Annotated in this window: 24 protein-coding genes; 20 read left to right on the forward strand and 4 right to left on the reverse strand. The window is 48.5% G+C overall.

Annotated features, from left to right (window positions below; all coding sequences use genetic code 11):
* The 7 genes from BMZ54_RS06865 (at position 1) to BMZ54_RS06895 (ending at position 6,866) form a co-directional block, all read left to right on the forward strand.
* Positions 1-1,128: a bile acid:sodium symporter family protein gene (locus BMZ54_RS06865; RefSeq protein ID WP_238386511.1), complete on the forward strand. Its 1,128-nt coding sequence runs from the start codon at positions 1-3 to the stop codon at positions 1,126-1,128.
* Positions 1,129-1,543: 415 nt separating this feature from the next.
* On the forward strand, positions 1,544-2,398 hold the full coding sequence (locus BMZ54_RS06870) for a hypothetical protein (RefSeq protein ID WP_202909152.1): 855 nt from the start codon (positions 1,544-1,546) through the stop codon (positions 2,396-2,398).
* 246 nt (positions 2,399-2,644) lie between these two features.
* Positions 2,645-3,235, forward strand: a complete 591-nt coding sequence (locus BMZ54_RS06875; RefSeq protein WP_089907914.1) for a TetR/AcrR family transcriptional regulator — start codon at positions 2,645-2,647, stop codon at positions 3,233-3,235.
* A gap of 54 nt (positions 3,236-3,289) precedes the next feature.
* Positions 3,290-3,535, forward strand: a complete 246-nt coding sequence (locus BMZ54_RS06880) for a hypothetical protein (RefSeq protein ID WP_089907917.1) — start codon at positions 3,290-3,292, stop codon at positions 3,533-3,535.
* A 20-nt stretch (positions 3,536-3,555) separates the two neighbouring features.
* Entirely contained in the window at positions 3,556-4,833 is a 1,278-nt protein-coding gene (locus tag BMZ54_RS06885; RefSeq protein WP_089907920.1) for an MFS transporter, read from the forward strand.
* A 100-nt stretch (positions 4,834-4,933) separates the two neighbouring features.
* Positions 4,934-5,608 carry a chitosanase gene (locus BMZ54_RS06890; RefSeq protein WP_089907922.1) on the forward strand — a complete coding sequence of 225 codons (675 nt, stop codon included), beginning with the start codon at positions 4,934-4,936 and terminating at the stop codon, positions 5,606-5,608.
* Between the two features lie 19 nt (positions 5,609-5,627).
* Positions 5,628-6,866, forward strand: a complete 1,239-nt coding sequence (locus BMZ54_RS06895) for an SGNH/GDSL hydrolase family protein (protein ID WP_089907925.1) — start codon at positions 5,628-5,630, stop codon at positions 6,864-6,866.
* Positions 6,867-6,869: 3 nt separating this feature from the next.
* Here BMZ54_RS06895 and BMZ54_RS06900 read toward each other — a convergent pair whose 3' ends face one another.
* The gene (locus tag BMZ54_RS06900) at positions 6,870-7,559 is read right to left on the reverse strand and encodes a DsbA family oxidoreductase (RefSeq protein WP_089907928.1); all 690 of its coding nucleotides are present in this window, start codon (positions 7,557-7,559) and stop codon (positions 6,870-6,872) included.
* 130 nt (positions 7,560-7,689) lie between these two features.
* Between BMZ54_RS06900 and BMZ54_RS06905 the strand changes: the two genes are divergently transcribed.
* The 13 genes from BMZ54_RS06905 to BMZ54_RS06965 all read left to right on the forward strand — a co-directional run bounded on the left by BMZ54_RS06905 (position 7,690) and on the right by BMZ54_RS06965 (position 20,179).
* Complete coding sequence (locus BMZ54_RS06905) at positions 7,690-8,085, forward strand: winged helix-turn-helix transcriptional regulator (RefSeq protein WP_089907931.1); 396 nt, start codon at positions 7,690-7,692, stop codon at positions 8,083-8,085.
* 236 nt (positions 8,086-8,321) lie between these two features.
* A complete protein-coding gene (locus BMZ54_RS06910) occupies positions 8,322-11,567 on the forward strand; it encodes a TonB-dependent receptor (RefSeq protein ID WP_089907934.1) in 3,246 nt (1,081 codons plus the stop codon).
* Positions 11,568-11,748: 181 nt separating this feature from the next.
* The gene (locus BMZ54_RS06915; RefSeq protein WP_162277484.1) at positions 11,749-12,717 is read left to right on the forward strand and encodes a GlxA family transcriptional regulator; all 969 of its coding nucleotides are present in this window, start codon (positions 11,749-11,751) and stop codon (positions 12,715-12,717) included.
* A gap of 66 nt (positions 12,718-12,783) precedes the next feature.
* Complete coding sequence (locus BMZ54_RS06920; RefSeq protein ID WP_089907939.1) at positions 12,784-13,569, forward strand: DJ-1/PfpI family protein; 786 nt, start codon at positions 12,784-12,786, stop codon at positions 13,567-13,569.
* Between the two features lie 96 nt (positions 13,570-13,665).
* Positions 13,666-13,800 carry a hypothetical protein gene (locus BMZ54_RS33460; protein ID WP_256449977.1) on the forward strand — a complete coding sequence of 45 codons (135 nt, stop codon included), beginning with the start codon at positions 13,666-13,668 and terminating at the stop codon, positions 13,798-13,800.
* Positions 13,801-13,804: 4 nt separating this feature from the next.
* Positions 13,805-14,047: a hypothetical protein gene (locus tag BMZ54_RS32700; RefSeq protein ID WP_143080928.1), complete on the forward strand. Its 243-nt coding sequence runs from the start codon at positions 13,805-13,807 to the stop codon at positions 14,045-14,047.
* A gap of 163 nt (positions 14,048-14,210) precedes the next feature.
* Positions 14,211-14,501: a hypothetical protein gene (locus BMZ54_RS06930; RefSeq protein ID WP_089907944.1), complete on the forward strand. Its 291-nt coding sequence runs from the start codon at positions 14,211-14,213 to the stop codon at positions 14,499-14,501.
* Between the two features lie 282 nt (positions 14,502-14,783).
* Positions 14,784-14,984, forward strand: a complete 201-nt coding sequence (locus BMZ54_RS06940; RefSeq protein WP_089907951.1) for a KTSC domain-containing protein — start codon at positions 14,784-14,786, stop codon at positions 14,982-14,984.
* Positions 14,985-15,044: 60 nt separating this feature from the next.
* Positions 15,045-15,632 (forward strand): TetR/AcrR family transcriptional regulator, encoded by a 588-nt coding sequence (locus BMZ54_RS06945; protein ID WP_089907954.1) that lies wholly within the window; start codon positions 15,045-15,047, stop codon positions 15,630-15,632.
* A 38-nt stretch (positions 15,633-15,670) separates the two neighbouring features.
* Complete coding sequence (locus BMZ54_RS06950; RefSeq protein WP_089907957.1) at positions 15,671-17,209, forward strand: DHA2 family efflux MFS transporter permease subunit; 1,539 nt, start codon at positions 15,671-15,673, stop codon at positions 17,207-17,209.
* Positions 17,210-17,237: 28 nt separating this feature from the next.
* Entirely contained in the window at positions 17,238-18,080 is an 843-nt protein-coding gene (locus BMZ54_RS06955; protein ID WP_089907960.1) for a helix-turn-helix domain-containing protein, read from the forward strand.
* A 105-nt stretch (positions 18,081-18,185) separates the two neighbouring features.
* Positions 18,186-19,169 carry a GlxA family transcriptional regulator gene (locus BMZ54_RS06960; protein WP_089907963.1) on the forward strand — a complete coding sequence of 328 codons (984 nt, stop codon included), beginning with the start codon at positions 18,186-18,188 and terminating at the stop codon, positions 19,167-19,169.
* 26 nt (positions 19,170-19,195) lie between these two features.
* On the forward strand, positions 19,196-20,179 hold the full coding sequence (locus tag BMZ54_RS06965) for a GlxA family transcriptional regulator (protein ID WP_089907966.1): 984 nt from the start codon (positions 19,196-19,198) through the stop codon (positions 20,177-20,179).
* 9 nt (positions 20,180-20,188) lie between these two features.
* Here the strand turns inward: BMZ54_RS06965 and BMZ54_RS06970 are convergent, their stop codons facing one another.
* The 3 genes from BMZ54_RS06970 to BMZ54_RS06985 form a co-directional block, all read right to left on the reverse strand.
* Positions 20,189-22,363, reverse strand: a complete 2,175-nt coding sequence (locus BMZ54_RS06970) for a xanthine dehydrogenase family protein molybdopterin-binding subunit (protein WP_089907969.1) — start codon at positions 22,361-22,363, stop codon at positions 20,189-20,191.
* Between the two features lie 527 nt (positions 22,364-22,890).
* Positions 22,891-23,241 (reverse strand): YciI family protein, encoded by a 351-nt coding sequence (locus BMZ54_RS06980; RefSeq protein ID WP_089907975.1) that lies wholly within the window; start codon positions 23,239-23,241, stop codon positions 22,891-22,893.
* Positions 23,242-23,307: 66 nt separating this feature from the next.
* Positions 23,308-24,075, reverse strand: a complete 768-nt coding sequence (locus BMZ54_RS06985; RefSeq protein ID WP_089907978.1) for a helix-turn-helix domain-containing protein — start codon at positions 24,073-24,075, stop codon at positions 23,308-23,310.
* Between the last annotated feature and the right edge of the window lie 56 nt (positions 24,076-24,131).

The following is a 24,131-nucleotide window of genomic DNA, read 5'->3' on the forward strand; positions in this document are numbered from 1 at the left end:
ATGTTATTCTCAAACAAACCCAGCCTGTTCCTTGGCATCACTGCTTTCCTGCTGCTGATTACTAATGTAGTATTATTTGCCATGGGAGAGATGGATGAAGCAGGTCCGTTCATGATAGCCTTCTGGATAGTGCTGGGCTTATTATGCAACCGGCAGGCGGATACTAAGGGCTACGTATACACGCTGATGATCTTTGCTGCCGTAACAGCCGCGCTCTATTACCCGCAGCCTTTTATTAATCCGCAGGGCTACGATCTTTCCAGGCTCATAACACCGCTCATACAGATCATTATGTTTGGCATGGGCACCTCTATGAGCCTGCGCGATTTTTATGGGGTGGTGAAAATGCCGGCCGGTGTGTTTGTGGGTATTACCTGCCACTTTACCATTATGCCGCTGGTAGGCTTGCTGCTGGCTACTACGCTGCACTTTCCGCCGGAAATAGCCGCCGGTGTTATCCTGATAGGTTCTGCACCCTGCGGCATGGCCTCTAACGTGATCTCTTACCTGGCTAAAGCCAACCTGGCATTATCTGTTACGCTTACCGCTGTATCTACGCTGCTGGCGCCGTTTGTAACGCCTTTGCTTATGGAATGGCTGGCCGGTAATTACATTGAAATAAGCGTACAGAAAATGATGTGGGATATTGCTAAGATGGTATTGATCCCTGTAGCGGGTGGTTTGATCTTTAATCATTTTCTGAGTGGAAAAATAGGTTGGCTGGATAAGCTGATGCCAAAGCTTTCCATGGCAGCCATTGCTTTTATTATTGTGATCATTACGGCGCATGGCCGTGAAAGCTTGTTAACAGTAGGCCCTTTGCTGGTAATAGCAGGCCTGGTGCATAACCTTTCCGGCTATACGCTGGGTTACTGGTTTTGCCGCTTAATACGTATGAAAGAGCAGGACTGCCGTACCATTGCCATAGAGGTAGGTATGCAGAACGGTGGGCTGGCATCGGCCATTGCAAAAGAAATGGGCCGTATTGCAACCGTTGGCCTGGCGCCGGCTATCTTTGGTCCGGTGATGAATATTACCGGCTCCCTGCTGGCTTCCTGGTGGCACCGCCGCCCGCCGGAAGATGAGGAGGCGCCTGTGGCCGTGGCGGAGCAGGCAACTGTGTTCTAGCTGTTAGCTATTAGCCTTTAGCTTTTAGCTGTTGGTGTTTTGCTTTAATGTCCTTACTATTTAATTTGTTGATGAGCGGCCGGGTGTACCGGCCGTTTTTTGCACTATACCCTCACACACTTCAACCACTAACCACTAACTGCCGGCTGCCGACTTCCAACTGCCAGCTGCCAACTAAAATTAGTTCGGGTTCCTTACTATATTATAAAATAGTATCCCCTGCAATTATTCCGCACTATATATAACGCGCGCGTGTTTTATGTGTGGATGCAGTAACAATGCCATTACCAGACTTCATTCAAAAAATTTTACCGGGTAAGCAACCTTATCTGCAAGTTGCCGTATTAATATCCTGAGTGCACTTCAAAAACATAAAATTCATTTACCGATTATCCATTACTCAATTAAACATTTTATGAGATTCAAGACAACGACCTTTTTTGTATTAGCTGCTGCTATGAGTGCAATAGTTGCATGTAGTAAAGATGATAACAATCCACCGGATAATACCCCTAAAGCGGATATACAGATCACCAATAATGCTACCCTTGGTAAAGTAATAACAGATAAGTCAGGGAAAACGCTGTACTTCTTTTCTATGGATGCAACGCCGGGCACTTCTGCCTGTACGGGTGGCTGCTTAGCGGTATGGCCCGTGTTTTACAGCGCTAATCCTACCCTGGGAGATACCAGCCTGCATGCAGCAGATTTTGCAACCATTACCCGTACAGACGGCGCCAAACAAACCACCTATAAAGGCTGGCCTTTGTACTACTATGCCAGCGATGCTGCTGCCGGTGATACAAAAGGAGAGAATTTCAACAAGGTATGGTATGTAGCCAAACCTGACTACACCGTAATGTTAGCCAACAAACAGCTGGTAGGTAATGATGGTGTGGAATACACCAGCGCATATGTTCCCGGTAAAGAGGTAACACAGTTCCTGACAGATGATTATGGAAGAACACTGTACGCTTTTACGCCTGATAAATTCAAAAAGAATAATTATACCAAAGCGGATTTCTCCAATAATCCAACCTGGCCTATTTACGAAGTAAGCGTAATTAAGGGCATACCTTCCAGCCTTACCAAAACAGATTTTGATACCGTGCATGTATTTGATCGTGTGCAGCTGTCTTACAAAGGCTGGCCGGTATACTATTTTGGTCCGGATGCTATGACCAAAGGAAATACCAAAGGAGTAAGCGTACCCAAACCCGGTGTATGGCCCATCCTGAACCTGGCTACCCTGGTAGCGCCACAACAATAGTCTTCAACTGGGATTTATAGGGAAACAAGGACAAACCTGGCTCCGCCGGATGCTACTGCCGCAATATTGGCCGTAGCTTCAGGCGGAGCCGGTTTTTATTAGGGATTGATCCTTAGAGCTTTCGCGTTGGTCCACGCCCGGTAGCTGATCCCCAATTTGATTGCATTAGCCGCTTTCACCGGCATTTCCCGTGTTTTTACCGAATTAATTTTTAAATGAGCGATCGCTCACTTATCTTTGTGCCTCATGCGAACAAGAGATGAAAATAAAGAAAAGGCCATCCGGGAAAAGGCAATAGAAATGATCGTGAAAAAGGGGCTGGATGGCTTTGGCGTGAACAAGCTGGCAAAAGCAGCCGGCGTGTCGCCCGCCACTATTTATATTTATTATAAAGACCGGGACGACCTGATCATGCAGCTGGGCAGCGGCGTAGCTCATGAGATGATGGCCCATAGCCTGGCGGATTTTGATCCGGAGGCCTCTTTTGCGGAAGGGCTGAAAAAGCAGTGGATTAACCGGGCCCACTACTTTATCCAGTTTCCGCAATCCGTGGCCTTTATAGAGCAGATCCGTTATTCGCATTATTATGAAGAGATACAGAATGGCATGAAGAAGAATTTTGGCCAGGTAATGGGCCAGTTTGTAACCAATGCCATTAAAAGAAAGGAGCTGAAAGAGCTGCCCTTTGAAGTGTTCTGGGCCGTGGCTTATGCGCCATTGTACCAGCTGATAAAATTTCATACACAGGGCGAAAGCTACGTCAATCAAAAGTTTGCCATGACGGATGAGATCATGATGCAAACCTTACAACTGGTATTAAAAGCCTTAAAACCATAAGGCATTTTTTTGAGCTCATTTAACTAAGTGAGCGCTCATTTAAACTTATCAAATATGCTAACCATCATCAAAAGCGAAAAGCGTGTACAGGTATGGGTGTTTAAAACCAATATCCGCTTTAAGAAAGACCTGCTGCTGATAGCACCGCTGCTGAACCGTACATCTGCCATCCTGAACTGGAATGTAGACCGGGGCGATGTTGATAAAGTGCTGCGTATAGAATCCCTGCATCTGCAGGCGCAGCAGATCATTGACCTGGTACAGCAGGCAGGATACCACTGTGAAGAATTACCCGATTAACTATTTATTAAAGCTGTTTTATGACAACGACCACTCCTTCCGCCAAAGCCACTTTTTCCTCTTACCAGATATTTATTATCACGGTGCTTGCCTTGCTGCAATTCACGGTGGTTCTGGATTTCATGGTCCTTTCCCCACTGGGGGTTATCCTGCTGGATAAACTGCACATCAATACCTCCCAGTTCGGGCTGGTAGTATCTGCCTACGCTTTCAGCGCCGGTGCCTCCGGACTGCTGGCAGCTGGTTTTGCAGATAAGTTTGACCGTAAAAAATTACTGCTGTTCTTTTATGTCGGTTTTATCCTTGGCACACTCTTATGCGGTATGGCGCCTACTTACACCTTCCTGCTCATAGCCCGCGTGGTAACCGGTTTGTTCGGCGGTGTTATCAGCTCTGTAAGTTTTGCCATTATTACCGACCTGTTTAAAATGGAGGTGCGTGGGCGTGTAATGGGTTTTGTGCAAATGTCGTTTGCTGTAAGCCAGGTGCTGGGCATACCGGTAGGACTGGTGCTGGCTAACCATTTTGGCTGGCATGCACCGTTCTGGATGCTCACGGTTTTTGGTACGCTGCTGGGTATTGCCATCGCCATATATATGCAGCCCGTAAACGCGCATCTGAACAACCGTATGGATGTGAACCCGTTCTTCCATCTTATTAAAACGCTTTCGCAAAGCCGCTACCTGCTGGCCTTTTCAGCTACTACCTTATTGGCTACGGGTGGTTTTATGCTCATGCCTTTTGCCAGCGCTTTTACTACGCATAACCTGGGCATAGGCCTGGACCTGCTGCCCTGGATATATGGTATTACCGGCGTATTCTCCATGATCTTTGGCCCGCTCACCGGTAAGCTGAGTGATAAGATAGGCAAGTACAAAGTGTTTGCGGCTGGTTCTATGCTTACGTTTATCACCATTGCGATTTATACCAACCTGGGTCTTACGCCTTTTATTGCGGTAATATGCATAAACATCTTTATGTTCCTGGGCGTTTCATCACGTATGGTGGCTGCATCTGCGCTGATCACAGCCGTACCGGCGCCGCAGGACCGGGGCGCGTTTATGAGCATTAACTCCTCTGTGCAGCAAATATCCGGTGGTATTGGTTCTGCAGTGGCAGGGCTGCTGGTTACACAAACCGCTTCCGGTGCTTTATTACATTATAACCGCCTGGGTATAGTGGCCATGGCAGCTACGCTGATCACCGTGGTGCTCATGTATTTTGTGAACCGCATGATACAGGCAAAACCTGCGCCGCAGCAGGCGCCCGTTATTGTAGAAGTACCGGTGGAAGCCTAATTGTAAGATAACCGGAGGGGGTTTAAAATTCAGGATTTATTCGTTAATATTATACTCCGTATAAAAAACGTTGAACCCCTTTTAAACCCCCTCTTTTATTATGATCACTGACGCACAGAAAAAAAAGATCATTCAGATAGTGAATGTAATGGAAACCGGTACGCCGGAAGGTAAGTATGACCAGGTAACCTTACTGGCAGATGGTAAGGGTGGTGTTAAACAGATCACCTATGGCCGCAGCCAGGCTACAGAGCAGGGTAACCTGAAGAATATTATAGAGCGCTATGTAAATGCCGGTGGCAAATTTGCTGCAAACTTTGAGCCCTACCTACCCAAGATCGGTAAACAGTCCCTGGTGAATGACGATGAATTTAAACGCCTGTTAAAAGTAAGCGCACAGCAGGATCCCATTATGCACGATGCGCAGGATGCTACCTTTGAGATCCTGTATTACGTACCCGCCACCCACTTTTTTAATGCAGAAGGTTTCACCCTGCCTTTGAGCATGCTGGTTATTTATGATAGCTTTATTCATTCCGGTGGGGTGCCCGCGGTAGTACGCGCCCGTTTCCCTGAAAAAACACCCGCCAACGGCGGCGATGAAAAGGCCTGGGTCACCGCCTACACCAAGGCCCGGCAGGACTGGCTGGCTAACCATCCCAAAAAAGCGGTACGCCCTTCTGTATACCGCACCAAGTCATACCTGGTAGCCATTCAGCAGGATAACTGGATGCTGGCACAACCTTTGAACGCACACGGCGTAATTGTTCCATAAACTCACGTAATTATTGCCAATGACCAGGGTGCTGCTGTTTTGTATACTTGCCTTTTTTACCGGCTGGTACGGTAAACAATCGTCCGGTAAATTAACTGCCTTACATTCCCGGCAGGGATTACCGCACTTTTTCCAAAAAATGCAAAGCGGCAATCCCGTGGTAATAGCTTACCTGGGCGGCAGTATTACCGGCGCCCAGGGTTACCGGGTGCAAACGGAGCAATGGTTTAAGGAGCAATACCCACGCACGCCGCTTAAAACCATTAATGCAGGCGTAGGCGGTACCGGTTCTGACCTGGGCGTGTTCCGCCTGCAGGAGGATGTGCTGCGTTATAACCCCGACCTGGTGTTTGTAGAATTTGCAGTGAATGACGGTACAGATTCCCTGAAGATCAGTAATGCCATGGAAGGCATTGTACGCCAGATCAAACAGCACAATGCACAAACCGATATCTGCTTCCTGTACACCATTTCAGAGCCCATGATAAAACAGCTGCAGCAGGGGAACCTGGTAGCTTCTATGCGGTTTTCGGAGAATATTGCAGCGCATTACGGTCTGCCTTCCATTAACCTGGGAGTAGATGTGCTGGATCAGCTGGAAAAGAACACCCTGGTATTTCATGGGCAAAAAGGAACGGACTACGGCGGTAAAACCGTATTTACATACGATGGCATACACCCCGGTGATGCCGGTCACCAGATCTATACCAATACTATCCGCAAGGCATTTGAGGAAATGAAATCATTAAATGCATCATCGGCCAAAAGCGTGTTGCCGGCACCGTTATTTGCCGGCAATTTTTCACAAACCGGTGTGTATTCACCCAAAGAATTTGCACATACCGGCGGCTGGAAAAGTGCGGCCAATATGCCGGAAATAAAAGGCTGGCTTACCGCTTTGCCGGATCTGATGTATACGGATAACCCGAAGGATAGTTTAACCATCCGCTTTAAAGGCAGTACGATCGGTGTGCAGGATATAATAGGGCCTTCATCCGCCGCTGCGTTAATAACTATTGATGGAAAGCAAACCATCCGTAAGCTGCGCTTTGACCGCCATGGCAGCTGGTTCCGGCGCAACTTCTATTTCCTGGATCCCCTGCCGGATGGTATGCATACCATTGTATTTAAGCTGGACCCGGCCCCCATCAACAAAACCAAAATAGTCATTCCCTCAGAGCTGGGGGATACTGCGAAGTACCAGCCCAACTATCTCTACATCGGCAAGATCATGATGGTGGGGGAGCCAGCTAATTAATTCTTAGCAGTTCCCATCTATATCACATGCGTTGCTGCTGCCGGTTTCAGCTGCTTTTTCCTGCTCGGAAAATGACCGCTGTAAGGCGCTGAGGAACGTAGCTTCCGGTTGTGCGCCGGATACGGCATACTTACGGTCTATCACAAAAAAGGGAACACCCCGCGCACCCAGCGCTGCGGCTTCTTCCACGTCCGTACGTACAGCATCGGCAAACGCATTGCCTGCCAGGGTGGTTTTTACAGTAGCGGCATCCAGGCCAATATTAGCGCCCAGCTGTGCCAGCACTTCGTGGTCGGCAATGTTCTTTCCTTCCGTAAAATAGGCTTTGAACAGGCTTTCTTCAGCCGCATCGCCTAAACCATGTTCGGCTGCCAGGTGCGAAAAGCGGTGTGCGTCGAAGGAGTTGGCCACTACTGCTTTATCAAAATTGTATTGCAGCCCGGCATCGGCAGCCATGGCCGTTACCTGGTCATTCATTTGTTTGGCGTGTTCCAGGGTAAAGCCCTTGCGTTCCGCCAGGTATTCATGAATGCTGCTGGTACCGGTGGCCGGCAGGGTAGGATCCAGCTGGAAACTTTTCCAGATCACTGTTACATCATCCTTGTGCTCAAACTGCGCCAGGGCATGCTCAAACCGGCGTTTACCAATGTAGCAGAAAGGGCACATCACATCTGACCATATTTCAACTTGCATATTTGCTTTATTACGAGAGTTTTGTAAAATAGATGTTACAACATCAAAAATACGTATATTTGCTTACCAGTGGTTAGTACTTACCATAAGGTTAGTGCTTACCAAAGGGTAACTTAAAAATACAGGCTTTATGTTAGGACCTGAAGGACAATTTGCTACCAAAGAGCAAACAGAAGAATGCCGGGGTGCATTAAGCGCCGTGCAGGATGCATTATATGTGTTGAACGGTAAGTGGAAGCTGCCCATTATTATTGCGCTGGGGGAAGGTAATAAACGTTTTGGCGAACTACAGAAAGCAGTGAAAGGTATTTCCGCCAAGGTACTGTCGCATGAATTAAAGCACCTGGAGCTCAATGAATTTATACGCCGTCATGTATATAATACCATGCCGGTATCGGTTGAATATGAGTTAACACCCTATAGCGCTACCCTGCGTAATGTAATAGAATCACTGCGTGAATGGGGTACACAGCACCGTCATAAGATCCGCGCACGCACTAAAGAGAAAAAAGCGGTAGGCGTTTAAGCTATTTTCCTTAAATTCGGAATCAATCAATCAAAATCACAGACCCTTAGTGTAGCACATTGGGAGGGGCTGAAGGAAGCGGGTAATCCCAACCGGTTACAGTAAAAATCTTTTTATTAAAGCACGTACCTGTATACTGTAACCCTTGTAGCGAATCGAATCAAATTTTACCGGATCTTAAAACCGGCTGTACCTGCAGCCTTATTGTCGTTTGTATCAACCGAAAATCAATCGCTATGCTAAGAATTAAAAAGCACACGTACTATCTGTTGCTGGGCCTTTCCTTGCTTTTATTAAGCGTCACACAAGTATTTTCCCAGGTAACCACAGCCACCCTGAGCGGTATTGTAAAAGACCCTAAAGGCACACCCCTGCCCGGGGCCACCGTGCAGGTAGCCTTTACCAATGCCGGTATTAAACAGGGGCTGCAAACCAAATCGGACGGGCGTTTTACCGTTCCTAACCTGCGGGTAGGCGGTCCTTACACGGTAACCGTAACCTTTATGGGCTACCAGGAAAATATAACGGATAATGTGTACCTGGAGCTGGGCCTGAATAACGCCGTGGAAATACAGCTGCAGGAAAAAGCCGTGGAGCTGAAGAACGTAGTGATCACCGGGCAGTCCACCGTGTTTGACAATAAAAAGACCGGTGCTTCCATGAACATCAATAGCCGCACCATCCGCGCGCTGCCTACTATTTCCCGCTCAGCAGATGATTACCTGCGTTTAACCCCCTCAGCCTCCTTTACCTACAACGGTTTATCCTTTGCAGGGCGTAACGGGCAGTATAATAATTTTTCACTGGACGGCGCGGTGTTCAACAATCCTTTTGGGCTGGATGCCCCCACACCCGGCGGGCAAACCAATGCTACTCCCATTTCCCTGGATGCTATTGACCAGATCCAGGTGAATATTGCACCCTACGATGTAACGCAGGCGGGCTTTACCGGGGCCGGTGTGAACACCGTAACCAAATCAGGCGACAACAATATTTCCGGTACCGTATATGGTTTTTACCGCAACCAATCCCTGACCGGCTCTAAAGTAGATAAGAATAAACAGGTGGTGCCTGACCTGAAACAGCTGCAGGCCGGCTTTTCGCTGGGCGGTCCCATTATAAAGGATAAGCTGTTCTACTTCGTGAACTTTGAAACAGAACAGCGTAGCGACCAGGCCAGCAGCTATGTAGCACAGAACAGCAGCAATGTGGGCCTGCCGAACACCTCCCGCGTACTGGAATCAGACCTGATGCAGGTAAGCAGCATTCTGAAAACCCGTTTTAATTACGATACTGGTCCTTACCAGAACTTTACACTGGACCAGAAAAATTATAAATGGCTGTTTAAAGCCGACTGGAATATCAGCCAGAACCACCGCCTCTCATTCACCTACAACGGGCTGCAGGCCAGCAAGGACAAACCCGCGCACCCCAGCGCCATTGGGCGCCGCGGGCCGGATTATACTACCTTACAGTTCCGCAATTCAGGGTATGAAATAGTGAACCAGCTGCACTCTTTTGGTGCGGAATTAAAATCCAGCTTTGGCAGCACCTACGCCAACAAATTAAGAGTGGTGTACTCGCTGTTCAGGGATAAACGTAACCCGTTCTCAGCGCCCTTCCCCGTGGTGAACATTTCCAAGAATGGCGTACGTTATATTATTGCCGGGCATGAACCGTTCTCCATTAACAACCGTCTGAACCAGGATGCCTTCCAGATTACCAATAACTTCAACATGTTCCTGAACAAGCACACGCTTACAGCAGGAGCTTCCTTTGAATCCTACAAATTCGGTAACTCCTTTAACCTTACCGGTTACGGCCCTACTTTGTTCGGGGATATAGACATTAATACCTTTATTACAGAAGTACCCAGGGGCGGCAATGTAGTATTCGGCGCTTACCCGCTGGATGTAGATGTGAACTATGCCCGCAACCGTGCCGCCGCCGGTGAATGGACCTGGTATTATTTAACCGTAGGCCAATTATCCGGTTACCTGCAGGATGAGTGGCAGGTATCTGAACGTTTTCGTGTAACCTATGGCGTAAGAATAGATGTACCGTTCTATTTTAATGCCAGCTACCGTTCGCCCAACGTAAATCCGGACGGTACTTTTGCCGGCACCTTTACTGAAGGCGAACCCACTGTGGCGAACAATAAGAACATGATATTATTTGATGCCAACGGCCGCCGGCTTACCAATGGGGTAGGCAAGGAGATAGATAATACACGCTTTCCCAGCAGCAAGCCACTCTTCTCGCCCCGCGTAGGTTTTAACTGGGATGTGATGGGCGATAAAACCCTGCAGGTGCGCGGTGGCTCCGGCTTGTTCACCGGCCGCTTTCCGTTTGTATGGGTGGGTAACCAGATCGGTAACCCCGACAGCACCTTCTTTAACGTAACTGCCCGTGACTTTAAATGGCCGCAGGTATGGCGCTCTAACCTGGGTACGGATGTACGCATTCCATTTGGTACCGTGTTCACCGTAGACCTGGCCTATACCAAGGATGTAAATGGCATGATGGTGCGTAACTATAAGCTGGGCACTCCTACCGGCACCCTCAATTCCGGCACCGGCGATACCCGTAAGATCTACCTGCCTGCCGACCAGGGCCCCGCCAACGCCTATGTGTTTACCAATACCAGCGTAGGCTATCAGTTTAACGCCAGCTTTCAGGCGCAGCAATATTTTCAGAATGGCTTGTACCTGATGGCCGGTTATAACTACCTGATCGCAAAAGATGCCAGCTCTATTTCCGCAGAAATATCCAGCGATGCATTTGACCGTAATCCCATCCTGAATAATGCCAATGCCGCTATATTATCAACCTCCCTGTATGGCAATACACACCGCATTATAGCCGCAGCCTCTAAAAAATGGAGCTACGCAAAAAATAAAAAGCTGGCCACCACGGTATCCCTGTTTGGTTCCCTGAACTCCGGCAACCGTTTTGCCTATGTGTATGGCGGTGATATTAATAACGATGGTACCGCCACCAACGATCTGCTGTATGTGCCTACCAATGCGGAAATTGATAAAATGCCCTTTACACCGCTCACGGATGTAAACGGCGTAGTACAGGATGCAGCCACGCAGCGCGCCGCCTTTAAACAGTTCATTAGCCAGGATAAATACCTCCGCAAACGGCAGGGGCAGTACACGGAAAAATATGCCGGTGAAAACCCCTGGCTCAACCAGCTGGATCTGCGTATACTGCAGGACTTTATTATCAAAGGCGCCAAAAGAAACCAGACCATTCAGCTAAGCATTGACTTTGTGAACCTGGGTAACCTGATCAACAGCAGCTGGGGAGTAGTGAAGTACGCCACTACTTCCGGGTACTTCCAACCCTTGTCTGTTGCCTATAACAGCAATGCGCCTACTTACCAGTTTGATCCTTCTTTGCGTTCAACATTTACCCCCAGCCCCGATCTGCCTTCCCGCTGGCAGATGCAGGTGGGATTGAGATACTCGTTTTAGTTTTTAGTCCATGGTCGATGGTCCATAGTCCATTGCCTTTTACATGTTAAATAGCAGAACGTGTAAAAGGCAGTAGGTTATGGACCATTCTTTTTTTTATGGTATTCCCCGTTAAATCTATCCCGCGAAATATGCTATGGACCATGGACTATGGACCATGGACTTTTTCTACCTTCGCATCATGAAGGATCTGCAAGCCGTATTCATCATCCCTCCCAAAGTACATTTGCTGGACATTGCCGGGCCGGCTCACCTGTTCTATGAAGCCGGTGATTATGGCGTGCAGGTGCGATCCTACTTTGCGGCCATCGATCCAAAAGATACCCGCATTGAAAGCAGCTGCGCCCTGCATTTTTCTGACCTGGTAGATTATAATTCCATAGCGCTGCGCCCCAGGGACATCATCTTTATTCCTGGTTTGGAGGCCGCTATTTTACTGGATGAGAAATTCCTGCGTTCTACAGCTGCATTTGGGCAATGGCTGCGGGAGCAGCATGCAAAAGGAGTAACCATCTGCTCCGTATGCACCGGCGCTTTTTTACTGGCAGCAGCCGGTTTGCTGGATGGCAGGGCCTGTACTACCCACTGGAAATACATTGACCGTTTACAGCAAAAATACCCTGACCTGCAGGTGCGCGATAATTGTTTGTTCGTGGAATCCGGTTCCATTTTTACCAGCGCAGGCGTAGCCTCCGGTATTGACCTTGCGCTGTATATGATAGAACAGCTATGGGGTTCTGTACTGGCGGCACAGGTAGCGCGGGAAGTAGTGGTGTTTACCCGCAGAACAGCCGGGGATCCGCAGATCAGCATTTTTATGCAATACCGCAACCACCTGGAAAACCGGATCCATGAAGTGCAGGACCGGTTGGCACAGGGCCTGGATCAAAACCTGAATATTGAGGAAGTAGCGGGCGATGCGCATATGAGCGCACGTAACCTCACCCGTCTGTTTAAAAGAACCACCGGCATTACCATTGGGCAGTATGTTGATAAGCTGCGCGTGGAGCGTGCCGCCCATATGATAGGTGAAGGACATACGGTGCAGGCCACCGCACGCGCCTGCGGCTTAAAAAGCACGAACCAGCTGCGTTTTCTCCTGAAAAAATATGAAGCCGCATTACCCCGCCGGCTTGAAAAAATGGCCTGAAACTGCGTGCCCTTGGCCGTATAAAAAAAGCGCCCCGTTTTACCTTAGCCTGTAAAACAACCGCTCATGAATACCTTTTCACTGTATGTTACAGCCTGCCTGTTATTTATGGGCTTTGGCGCCCATGCGCAGGACACTTATTATTGTTTGCCCTGCAACAATCCCTGTGATGATATTGCTTTTAATGCGCCCGGTAAATGTACCCATTGCAATATGGAGCTGGTTAAACAAACCAAAGAAGAACATGAACGACTGGCAAAAAAAGACCGTTTAAAAGTGGCCTTTTACCTGCAGAATGGGGTAGAGGTGCTGGACTTTGCAGGACCGCTGGAAGTGTTTACCTACGCGGGTTTTGAGGTGTTCATTGTTTCAAAGGACAAGAACCAGCTATTTGCGCAAGGTGTACTAAGAATAACACCGGACTATGATATTACCAACGCACCGGCCGCAGACATTATAGCTTTCTTTGGCGGTAATGCAGGCAAAGCGGCTAATGATCCGGATGTAATCAGCTGGCTAAAAAAGCAAACCAATGTACAGCACTATTTTTCCGTATGTACAGGCGCTTTTATCCTGGGCAAAGCCGGGTTGCTGGATGGCTTAACCGTTACCACTTTTCATGAAAGTATAGAAGGCCTGCAGGCTGCGGTACCGCAGGCCAAAGTATTGTCTAATGTACGTTATGTGGACAATGGCCGGGTGATCACCACTGCCGGCATCTCCGCCGGTATTGACGGCGCTTTGCACCTGGTAGCGAAATTACGCGGTGATGAAATGGCTAAAAAAGTAGCCGCCTATATGGAGTATGATAAATGGGTACCGGACCAGGGTATGGTGGCCAAACAGCAATAATTGTATCACCATTTTTGCTGGTCAGTTCACCCCGCAATTTTTCCGTTTGGGCGGCAGGTGTTTTTCTTCGCGGTCTGAAAGGCGTCAAATTAGTGTATGAAAAGAAAATTACACTACCTGGTCATAATTATTACCCTGGCAGCCTTACTGGTAATAAGCAGCTGCGCTTATTACTACAGCTGTTACAGCGATGATTATTATTACCTGGTTATTGACCACGCAAAAAAATAAGGCCATGAAAAAGATCACTGCTTTTATAACAATTGTATTGTTATGTAGTATAGCAAGAACCACCCACGCGCAGGTACATGTGCGGGTAAATGTGGGCGTACCGGTTTATTGCCCACCGCCACCACCGGCAAGAGTGGTGGTAGTACGCCCACGGCCCCTGGTAGCACCGGTGGTGCTGGTAAGGCCCGTGCCGCCACCCGCATATGTGGTAGTACGTCCCAGGCCCCGGAGAGTGATTGTGTATTGAGTTACATAGTAACAAAGGCGCACCACGCCGGCGCTTACTGCAAAGCACGCCGGTACAGCCCGCAGGCATTGTATATAACCCGGGTAACTGATACATAAAAAACGGCACAGAATTGCATTGTTGGTAATCCAATAATCGAGTACTTTTGAGTACTAAATAAAAAATGATGGCACAGTTACCCAAGTTTATGATCGCCGACGATCCTATTACAGATCCAGACAACGAATACATCTTTCACACAGAAAAGCCAAGGTTCTTTGCCAAACGTGTGGAGGAAGATGAAGAAACCGCTTACATTGACATTGTTGAAGAACTGGATAATGTAGATGAGTTCTTCCATAATGAGCCGGAAAAAAAGCAGGAGTTGCTGGAGCAGCTGGAGGATTGGTATTATTCTTACATGGAGTGGCTGGATGAAGATGCCGAGGAAGATGATGAGGACGAGGAGGAGTAGTCGTTTAACCCCATTCAGGAAGTATTTACCTGGTGTTCATGTTGGAATGCTGGCCGTTGTTACAGCGGCCAGCATTTGCCATTTATTTTAGTGTTGTTAACCCCGGCTGTATATCTCCTTACAGTTTTGCAGCGGCCTGCAGGCAAACAAGCAAAGTCTTCAATAAAAATATTTACTGCAAACAAACTGCGGGTAAGCAATTGTGGCCCGGGTGTTCCGCTTATCCCCTGGCAAGCAAAGGCCTCATTTTTGATGGGTAAACAGGTACCAATACTGTTGCATATGCCATCCACCGTTGTTGCCACCATGAAGTACAATGCCGATAAAGCCACTCTGCGGGTAGTATTTGTATCCGGGATGGTGTATGATTACCTGGGCGTACCGCCGGAAGAATATGAGGCCATGCGTACCTCCGGCTCCAAAGGCAAATATCTGAATGAGCACATTAAAAAGCATTACGAATACGTAAAAGTGAAAGGCTGAAAATATATTTTGAAAATAATACCGTTCGGTATACTTTTGTATTGCTAAAGGAAGAGAGCTATGTCCAAAGCAGAAAAAACCAAAGCTTTCATAATTGAGAAAACGGCGCCCATCTTCAACACGAAGGGCTACGCCGGTACCTCGTTAACAGATATGACGGAAGCCACGGGTTTAACAAAAGGCAGTATTTACGGCAACTTTGATAATAAAGATGAAGTAGCGCTGGCCGCGTTTGAGCATAACCGTGCCCAGGTAGAGCAGATCATTCGTGGGGAGATGAGCAAACATGAAAAGGTGAAAGACCAGCTGATGGTATATGTGCACGTGTACAAAGATTTTTTGAAACACCCCTTTCCCGAAGGTGGCTGTCCCCTGCTGAATACCGCTACAGAAGCAGATGATACGCATCCTGCCTTAAAGGAAAAAGTAAGCGCAGCCATCACCCACTGGAAAAACCGCATAGCAGCGCTCATTAAAAAAGGGATAGATAACAAAGAGTTCAGCAGCACAGCAGATCCGGAGCAAACAGCGCTTACTATTATTGCCTTGCTGGAAGGTGCTATCATGATCACCAAGGTTACCGGCAAGATCAATTACCGCAATGCCATTATGCAATCAGTTGAAAAACTGATCAACGATCTCGAATAACATTTTTTTACTATAAAATATACCGATCGGTATAATATATGAAAAGAACCATCCTGCTCATAACGGTTATCACCGCCGCTATGATGGAGCTCATAGACACCTCTATTGTAAACGTAGCCTTATCACATATGAGCGGTAACCTGGGGGCTACGCTGGAAGATACTTCCTGGGTGGTAACTTCCTACGCCATTGCCAACGTGATCATTATTCCCATTACCACTTTCCTGAGCACCCTGCTGGGCCGGCGTAATTATTACATTGGTTCGGTGATTGCCTTCACGTTCTTCTCTTTTATGTGCGGGCAGGCTACCAATATCTGGATGCTGGTGGCATTCCGTTTTTTGCAGGGCATAGGTGGTGGTGCACTATTGTCCGTATCGCAGGCCATTGTATTTGAGCTGTTCCCCAAAGAAAAACAAAGTGTGGCCAGCGCCTTATTTGGTATCGGGGTATTCATTGGCCCCACCATTGGCCCAACATTAGGTGGTTACATTACGGAGTATTATTCCTGGCCCTGGATCTTTTATATTAATGTGCCCATTGGCATTATAGTAGCCTCATTATGTTCCATATTGCTGGGTGAGCCGGCTGTTAAACAGCCCGGCGGTAAAATAGACTGGCTGGGTATTTTCCTGCTGGCGGTTGGTGTAAGCGCTTTGCAAACGGTACTGGAGCGGGGCGAAACAGAGGATTGGTTTGAAACCCGCTACATTGTATGGCTAACGGTAACGGCTATAGTAGGATTATGCCTGTTTGTATGGTGGGAGCTAAAGACCAAACAACCTGTGGTGAACCTGCGTGTGCTTAAAAGCCGCAACCTGAGCATAGCAGCGGTGCTTACTTTTATTTCAGGCATAGGTATGTTCAGCTCTGTTTTTTTAACGCCGGTATTTGCGCAGCGCCTGTTAGGGTTCACACCTTCCCAAACCGGGCTGTTATTATTGCCCGGCGCCTGCCTGGCCATAGGCGGGTTAATTGTTTCCTCGCGGTTGCTGCAGCGTGGCCTGTCGCCCATGTACCTGATTGGCACCGGCATTATTTTCTTTGGCTGGTTTAGCTGGAAAATGTCGCGGCTTGACCTGGATGCCAGCGGTTTTGATGTTAGTACAGCGCTGATCTGGCGGGCCCTTGGTTTGGCCATTGTAACCGTACCTTTAACCATGCTGGCAGTTTCTTCACTGCAGCCAAAAGATATGCCGCAAGGCGCAGCTTTAAATAACATGATGCGGCAGCTGGGCGGCTCCTTTGGGCTGGCGCTGGTTAATACCTATTTAACCCAGCGCAATGCCGTGCACCGGGCCGACCTGGTATCCAATATTACCGCATACAATCCCGAAACCGTACAACGCCTTTCCGGCTACACACATTATTTTATGAGCAGGGGAGCTACCGCAGCAGATGCGCAGCGCCAGGGCCTGGGCATGCTGAATGCCGTGGTGGTAAAGCAGTCCAGCCTGTTAAGCTTTTGTGATGCTTACCTCATAGTGGGCGCTGTTTTCCTGGTAGCGCTGCCCTTATTATTATTCGCCAGCCAGCGTAAGCAGGCAAGACCGGCCGTAATACTCTCTGATCACTAAAGTATTAATATGCGTATTTTAGCGATCAATGGAAAATGCAGCTTCAGCAAACGGTTATATCAGTGAGCGGATACCGGTAGCCCCGGAATGGGACGAGGTATTTGATCCTTTTTATTATGCGCTGAATAAGCAGCAGGTACCGGTGCGCAAGAAGCTGCTGCCTACTTTCCAGACCATCCTGGTATTTAATTTCGGAGGCCCCATCCTGTTATACCCGGATGGGGATGATAAAATACTAACCGTTGGCAAAACCGTAGTATTAGGTCCGTTGAAAAAAGCCTTTGAATATGAGCTGCCGGCCGGCAGTGAAATGCTGGTAGCTAATTTTAAATGGGATGCATTCTACCGTTTCTTTGGTACGGCCTTACAGCCGTATCACGATGATTTGCAGCACCCGGATGCATTGCTGCAGCAAAAGCATTGTTTTGCCGGGCTGTGGGAAGCATTAAAAGCCCTGCCGCAAATGGAGCAGCGCATAGAAAAGGTGCTGGACTTTGCCGGGGCGTATTTGCGCCAGCGGGAAGCAGCTTCAGAAGCGCTCATTGACAATAATAGCCCCACGGATGTATTGAGCCCTGTAAAAACCATTGCCGGTAAAAAAGGACAAACGGAACGCAACATACAGCTGAACTATAAAAAGTACTTAGGCTACAGCGCTAAGGAAATGAGCCGGTACCAACGTTTTCAGCAGGCCGCTGCATTGGCGCTGCAGCTCTTTGAACGCAGGGGCGCCGTAGATTGGTTTGAGATCATTTACCAATGCGGGTACTATGACCAAAGCCACCTGATACACGACTTCAAACATTTCCTGGACCTGACTCCCGCACAATTCATTAAATTCCAATCGGATATCTGCATTGCAGGTAGCTAGCTACCCCGCTACATACCTTTTTAGGACAAGTGCCCATCCCAACAGGGGCTAAAAACGCCACGTATGCGGGCGGATTGTGACAGCGCGCCTTTCTAATTTTATAGCATGAAACACATATCCATTCTTGTTCCCGAAGGGGCTATATTAGGCAGCATTGAAGGTCCGCGCCAGGTATTTACAGAAGTAAATGCCTTTTTAGAAAGCATGGGGAATGTACCCCGGTTTAAAGTGCAGCTGGTATCGCAGGGGCCTGTACCCCCGGTATATAATGGCATTTACCAGGTAAGCGCCACCCCTATATCAGAGGTTGTCAGCACAGACCTGGTGATCATTCCCGCGCTGGATGGCGATATGCAAAAGAACCTGGAAAATAATAAGGCATTTATACCCTGGATCGTGCAGCAATATAAACGCGGGGCCGAAGTAGCCAGCCTTTGTGTAGGGGCTTTCCTGTTAGCCTCCACCGGCCTGCTGCAGGGTAAGAACTGCGCTACGCACTGGATGGCAGCCAATGCTTTCCGGCAAATGTTCCCGGGAGTGAACCTGGTGGAAGATAAGATCATTACCGACGAAAACGGCCTGTACACCAGCGGTGGCGCCTTTTCTTACCTGAACCTGATCTTACACCTTATTGGTAAATATGCAGGGCGCGATGTAGCGGTATTTTGCTCCAAGGCATTCCAGATAGACATTGAACGGCAAAGCCAGTCGCCTTTTATAATTTTTAAAGGGCAGAAGGAACATGAAGATGAGCTGATCAAAAAAGCACAGGAGTTTATAGAACAAAATTTTCAAGATAAAATTACTGTAGATGAATTAGCGTCTATGTTATATCTTGGACGAAGGAACTTTGAACGCCGGTTCAAAAAGGCCACATCCAATACTGTAGTAGAATATATGCAGCGGGTAAAGGTAGAAGCTGCCAAAAAAAGCTTTGAGACCAGCCGCAAGAACATCAATGAAGTAATGTACGATGTAGGTTATGCCGATGTAAAAGCATTCAGGACCATTTTCCGGAAAATTACAGGACTAACGCCTATTGAGTACCGGAATAAATATAACAGAGAAGCCATTGTATTAGAAGCCTAAACCGTTACAACTTTTTACTGTTAGTTATGAAACACGTATCCATCCTTGTTCCACGCGGACATACCAGCTTAAGCAACATTGAAGGTACCCACCAGGTGCTGTCGGAAGTGAACAACTTCCAGGAATACAGGGGAGAGGATCCTGTATTTAACATACAATTGGTAGGGCTTGAAAAAGATACTTCCCAGCGTAACGGTACCTACACTGTAAACCCGGATGTATTGATAACAGACATTGCTAAAACAGACCTGATCATTATACCTGCCCTGCATGGCGATCAGAAAATATGCATGGAGCATAACAGGGAATTAATTCCCTGGATCATTGAGCAATACAGGGGTGGGGCGGAGATCGCCGCATTTTGTATCGGCTCTTTTTTCCTGGCCGGCACCGGCTTAATGAGCGGAAAACGCTGCGCCACACACTGGCGTTTTGCCAATGAGTTCCGCCAGATGTTCCCGGATGTGGACCTGGTGGATAACAAGATCATTACTGAAGAAGATGGTATTTATACCAGCGGCGGCGCTTACTCTTACCTGAACCTGCTGGTGTACATGATCGAAAAATATACGGATCGTGATACCGCCATCTTTATCTCTAAAGCATTTATGATTGATATAGACCGGCACAGCCAATCGCCCTTTATTATTTTCCAGGGACAAAAAACCCATGAAGATGAAGCGGTGAAAAATGCGCAGGAGTTTATAGAAAAGAATTTCCAGGAAAGGATCACGGTAGATCAGCTGGCCAGCGCCTTTGCTATGGGCCGCCGCAGCCTGGAACGCCGCTTTAAGAAAGCCACCAGCAACACCGTTTCAGAATATATACAACGGGTAAAGATCGAGGCTGCAAAGAAGAGCTTTGAAACCAGCCGTAAGAATATTAATGAAGTGATGTATGATGTGGGCTATGCGGATGTAAAGGCTTTCCGCACTATTTTTCGTAAAGTCACCGGTCTTTCGCCCATGGAATACCGCAATAAATACAATAAGGAAGTAGTAGCCGTATAACCGTTAGCGTTAACCCTTCAGCTTCTCCGGTAATATAGGCAGGTGCCGTATGCGCTTGCCGCTGGCGCGGTACACGGCATTGACAATGGCCGCGCCGGAGGGACCCTGTACGGCTTCGCCTGCGCCCAATGGTTCGGCATCCGGGCGTGGTATCAGCGCCACTTCTACTTCGGGCGATTGTTTAATGCTAAGAATGGGATAAGAGATCCAGTCCCTGCTGGTTACATGCTGTTCATCAAAGGTAACCTGCTCGCGTATGGTCCAGCTGCAAGCCTGCACCATGCCGCCTTCTGTCTGGTTCTTTACGCCATCAGGGTTAATGATCTCACCGGCATCTACTACCGCCCACATTTTTTGTACCTGTATACTATAGTCTGATTTAATGTGCACCTGTGCCGCCACCGCGCAGTAGGCGCCGGAGTTTTTATACCGCGCAAAGGCAATACCCACCGCTGTTCCGCTGGCAGCAGGCGCCGGCGGCAGCATGGTCTTTAATTTCTGCAGCACTGCAATGGCCCTTTCATCGTCCAGGTGTGCCAGCCGGAAGGCAAAAGCATCCTGCTGCGCTTTTTCCGCCAGCTCATCTATAAAACATTCAATGGCAAAAACATTGGCAAAAGCGCCCAGGCTGCGCAGGGATGAGGTGCGCAGCGGCCCCTGGAAGGCATGTGCTACGATTTGCTGGTTGGGAATATTATAATACGGTTCTGAGTTACGGCGGGCGCCGCCGGCATAACCGCCGCCTTCCGGCTTAAACGGTTTGGCAATGTAACGGCCCGGCAATAAATTGGCTGCCTGGCCGCCCGGGCGGGCGCCGTGAGTGTCTGAGCGCAGTGCATATTGCCAGTGTGTGATTTTCCCTTTATCGTCCAGTGTAGCTGCCAGGTCCATGAGCATGGCGCTGCCATAAGGCTCCCAGCCATGTTCATCCTGCCGGCTCCATTGCAGGCGTATAGGCTTGCCCGGTAGTGCCATGGCCAGCAGCGCTGCTTCTGCCGCTACATCATCGGCCCCGTTATGCCCGTAACAGCCGGAGCCCGGAACGCCTTTTACATGAATACGTTCCGCCGGTAGCTGTAATAGCTGCTGCAGCGCCTCCCGCAAGGGATACACGCCCTGGCTGTGCGTCCACACCTGCAGCTGTTGCTGCTCATTATACAACGCTACCGCGCAGGAGGGCCCGGTAGCGCCGTGCATAATGTAAGGTTTAAAATAACGGGCCTGCAGGGTAGGGCTGCTTATTGCCTGGCCTTTCTCCCGCACCGTTTCGGATTTTACCGGCAGGGAAGCCAGGTGCTCCGCTAAATTATGGCTGCCGGCTAGGGGAGTGCCTTTGCTCCATTCAGTGTGCTGCGATAATAATTGTTGCGCCTGTACGGCATCATACTCGCGGGTAGCTATTACGCCCAGGAAGCTGCCGTTGGCCACTACTTTCAGCAGGCCGGGTACTTTTGCTTTTACCGCCTGCTCATTATAATGCTGCAGCTGCGCATCATAGGCCGGGGGCCGCACTATGCGCGCATGCACCATACCGGGGAAATGCAGGTCCTGCACATACACAGGCGCGCCTTTAACCATTTGCGGCACATCATCCCGGTGCACAGGCGTGCCGGAGGTGGTATAATCTTTTTTAGGTTTTAGCTTAACACCAGGTTTTATTTCACCGCTCAGCTTATGGCCATCCAGTATCTGCGCAAAACTAACAGAGCGATCTCCATTTTTCGTAGTGGCCTTACCGTTATCCAGGTGCAGTTGTTCCGGTGCTAAGTTTAATTGTGCGCCGGCCAGCTCCAGCAGCCGTTCCCGTGCTGCTGCCGCAGCATACCGTACCGACATGGCGCTGGTTTCAATAGAGGTGCTCCCTGCTGTATAATTTTCATTGGGGGTAACTTCTGTTTCCGCCAGGGCTACGGTTACTTTTTCCATGGGCAGCTCCAGCTCCTCGGCCGCAACCTGTGCTACCGCGGTGCGTATGCCCTGGCCCAGCTCCAGCTTGCCGGTAAATACACGTACGCTGCCATTTGCCAGCACTTCCAGCCAGGCATCTATGTTGGAATATTCTTTAAGATTGCCCGGTAATTCCTGCAAGGGCAGGGCTGCGCCTGCAAAGGGTAATTGGGTTAAAGAAAATCCAATGGTCAGGCAGCCGGCTGTTTTTAGAAAATCTCTCCTGGAGTGGTCCATCCTGTATCAGTTTAAACCGTATCTACGGTGTGGAGCTTGTTGCTAAAAATAAAAAAATAAATCAGCAATAGCAACCGCAGGATTGGCCGGTAGCGTCCCGGTTGAAATTTTATACTATTATCTCACGTTCGCAAGACTGTCAATTGACGATTGTATAGCAATCAACCGGCCATGAACGGCTTCAAGCTGCAACTTTCCTGCGTTTGCGCTGTCGTTACAGCCAGGCATTCTTTCATTTATATTATTGGCGCTATCCTTAAGTAATTTTTGTTCACTTAAAAGTTTCGTCTGCAGGTTGTTGTGATTGCATCCACAAGCGAATATTATGAGAAGGCATAAAATGGCTGAAAATTTCATTTGAAGTTTTTTGAAAGTTGGGAAAATCAGGATCTGTTTTGCAATAATAATGTATAAATAACAGCTTATTCCTCCACTCATCAAATTTCAAAGTAAGACATTACCGGTTGATCTGCCATTCTCTGTTCTTAGCCGGCAACACTTTTCAGCACACTCAGAACATACACCGGCTAGTTATTGTTTGTGCCAGGCCGCGGCTGCAGCTCCCGCACTTCCACTCTGCCGCCCAGGTCCAGTGGCGGGCACGCTTTGGCCAGCTCCACGGCCGCTTCCAGGCTGGCTGCCATAATATTAACAGTACCGCCTACCATTAAACCATCCCGCTCTATTGCACCGGTTTCAATACTGCGTTCTATACCGGATAACACAGCGCCTTTCTGGAACAGGATATTACTGCTTACATAAATGCCCTGTTTCCTCCATGCAGGAATAACAGCGCCCCATTTTTTACGCAGGTTATTTAATTCTTCGACTGTTTGCAAGCTGGTGCGCATGTGTAAGATCAAAACATATTCTTTCATCTTGCTATTTTTTACAAGGCAAAATTATCCCGGCACGGTGCCGGTGCATTGTAAAAAATCATTGATCTAGCAGAAAGCGGGCGATTTAAAAAAGTCCTGTGGGGCTTGCCCGGTAAAGGCTTTGAAGTCTTTGATAAAATGTGCCTGGTCAAAATAGCCGGCATCATAAGCCAAGGCTGTTAATGTTTGGTTGGGAGTGTATTGGGTAATGAGTTTCCTTAACCGCACAATGTTGGCAAATTGTTTGGGCGTAGCGCCAACCTGCTGGCGGAAACGTTTTTCCAGCGCATCCTGGCTGATGTTTAGCTGGTAGGAGAGATCCCTGATCTTAATGTTCTGCAGGGTAAGCTGCTGCACGGCAGCCTGTATGCGGGGATCTGGCTCATATGTTTGTACAGCTGATAATAACCAGCGTTCTATAATGCGGATCCGTTGCGGATGGCTGGCAGCAGCGGATAATTGTTCAGTGATACTATCCAGCTGTTGTTGGCTTACCAGGGCATCCAGCGGGATGCTTTGTTCAAAAAATTCGTGTAAAGGCGCTTTAAAAAAAGCAGCTGCGCCGGCTGATCTGAAGGTTACGATCAGCGTGGCAGTATTAGGAGTATAGCTGATCAACCGGGCGGTTTTTCGCATGCCGGATATACAGGTAGCCGGGGTAATGCCGCTACCGCTGCTCATACTATGCTGTACCTGGCCCCTGAAACGGAAGGCCATTACCACCGCAGTATCCGGCAAGATCTTATTTACTACTTCATGATCGCTTTCAATGATCAGGAAGTTCTTAATGAACGGTTGTAAACGGATGCCTGGTATGTAAGTATGGAGGCGCATATGAGTTAATGCTGATATACAAATATACGGGTTACTACGGGGTTTTGCGCGTATTA

The sequence above is a fragment of the Chitinophaga rupis genome, from assembly GCF_900109685.1.
In the GTDB taxonomy this organism is placed as follows: Bacteria; Bacteroidota; Bacteroidia; order Chitinophagales; family Chitinophagaceae; genus Chitinophaga; species Chitinophaga rupis.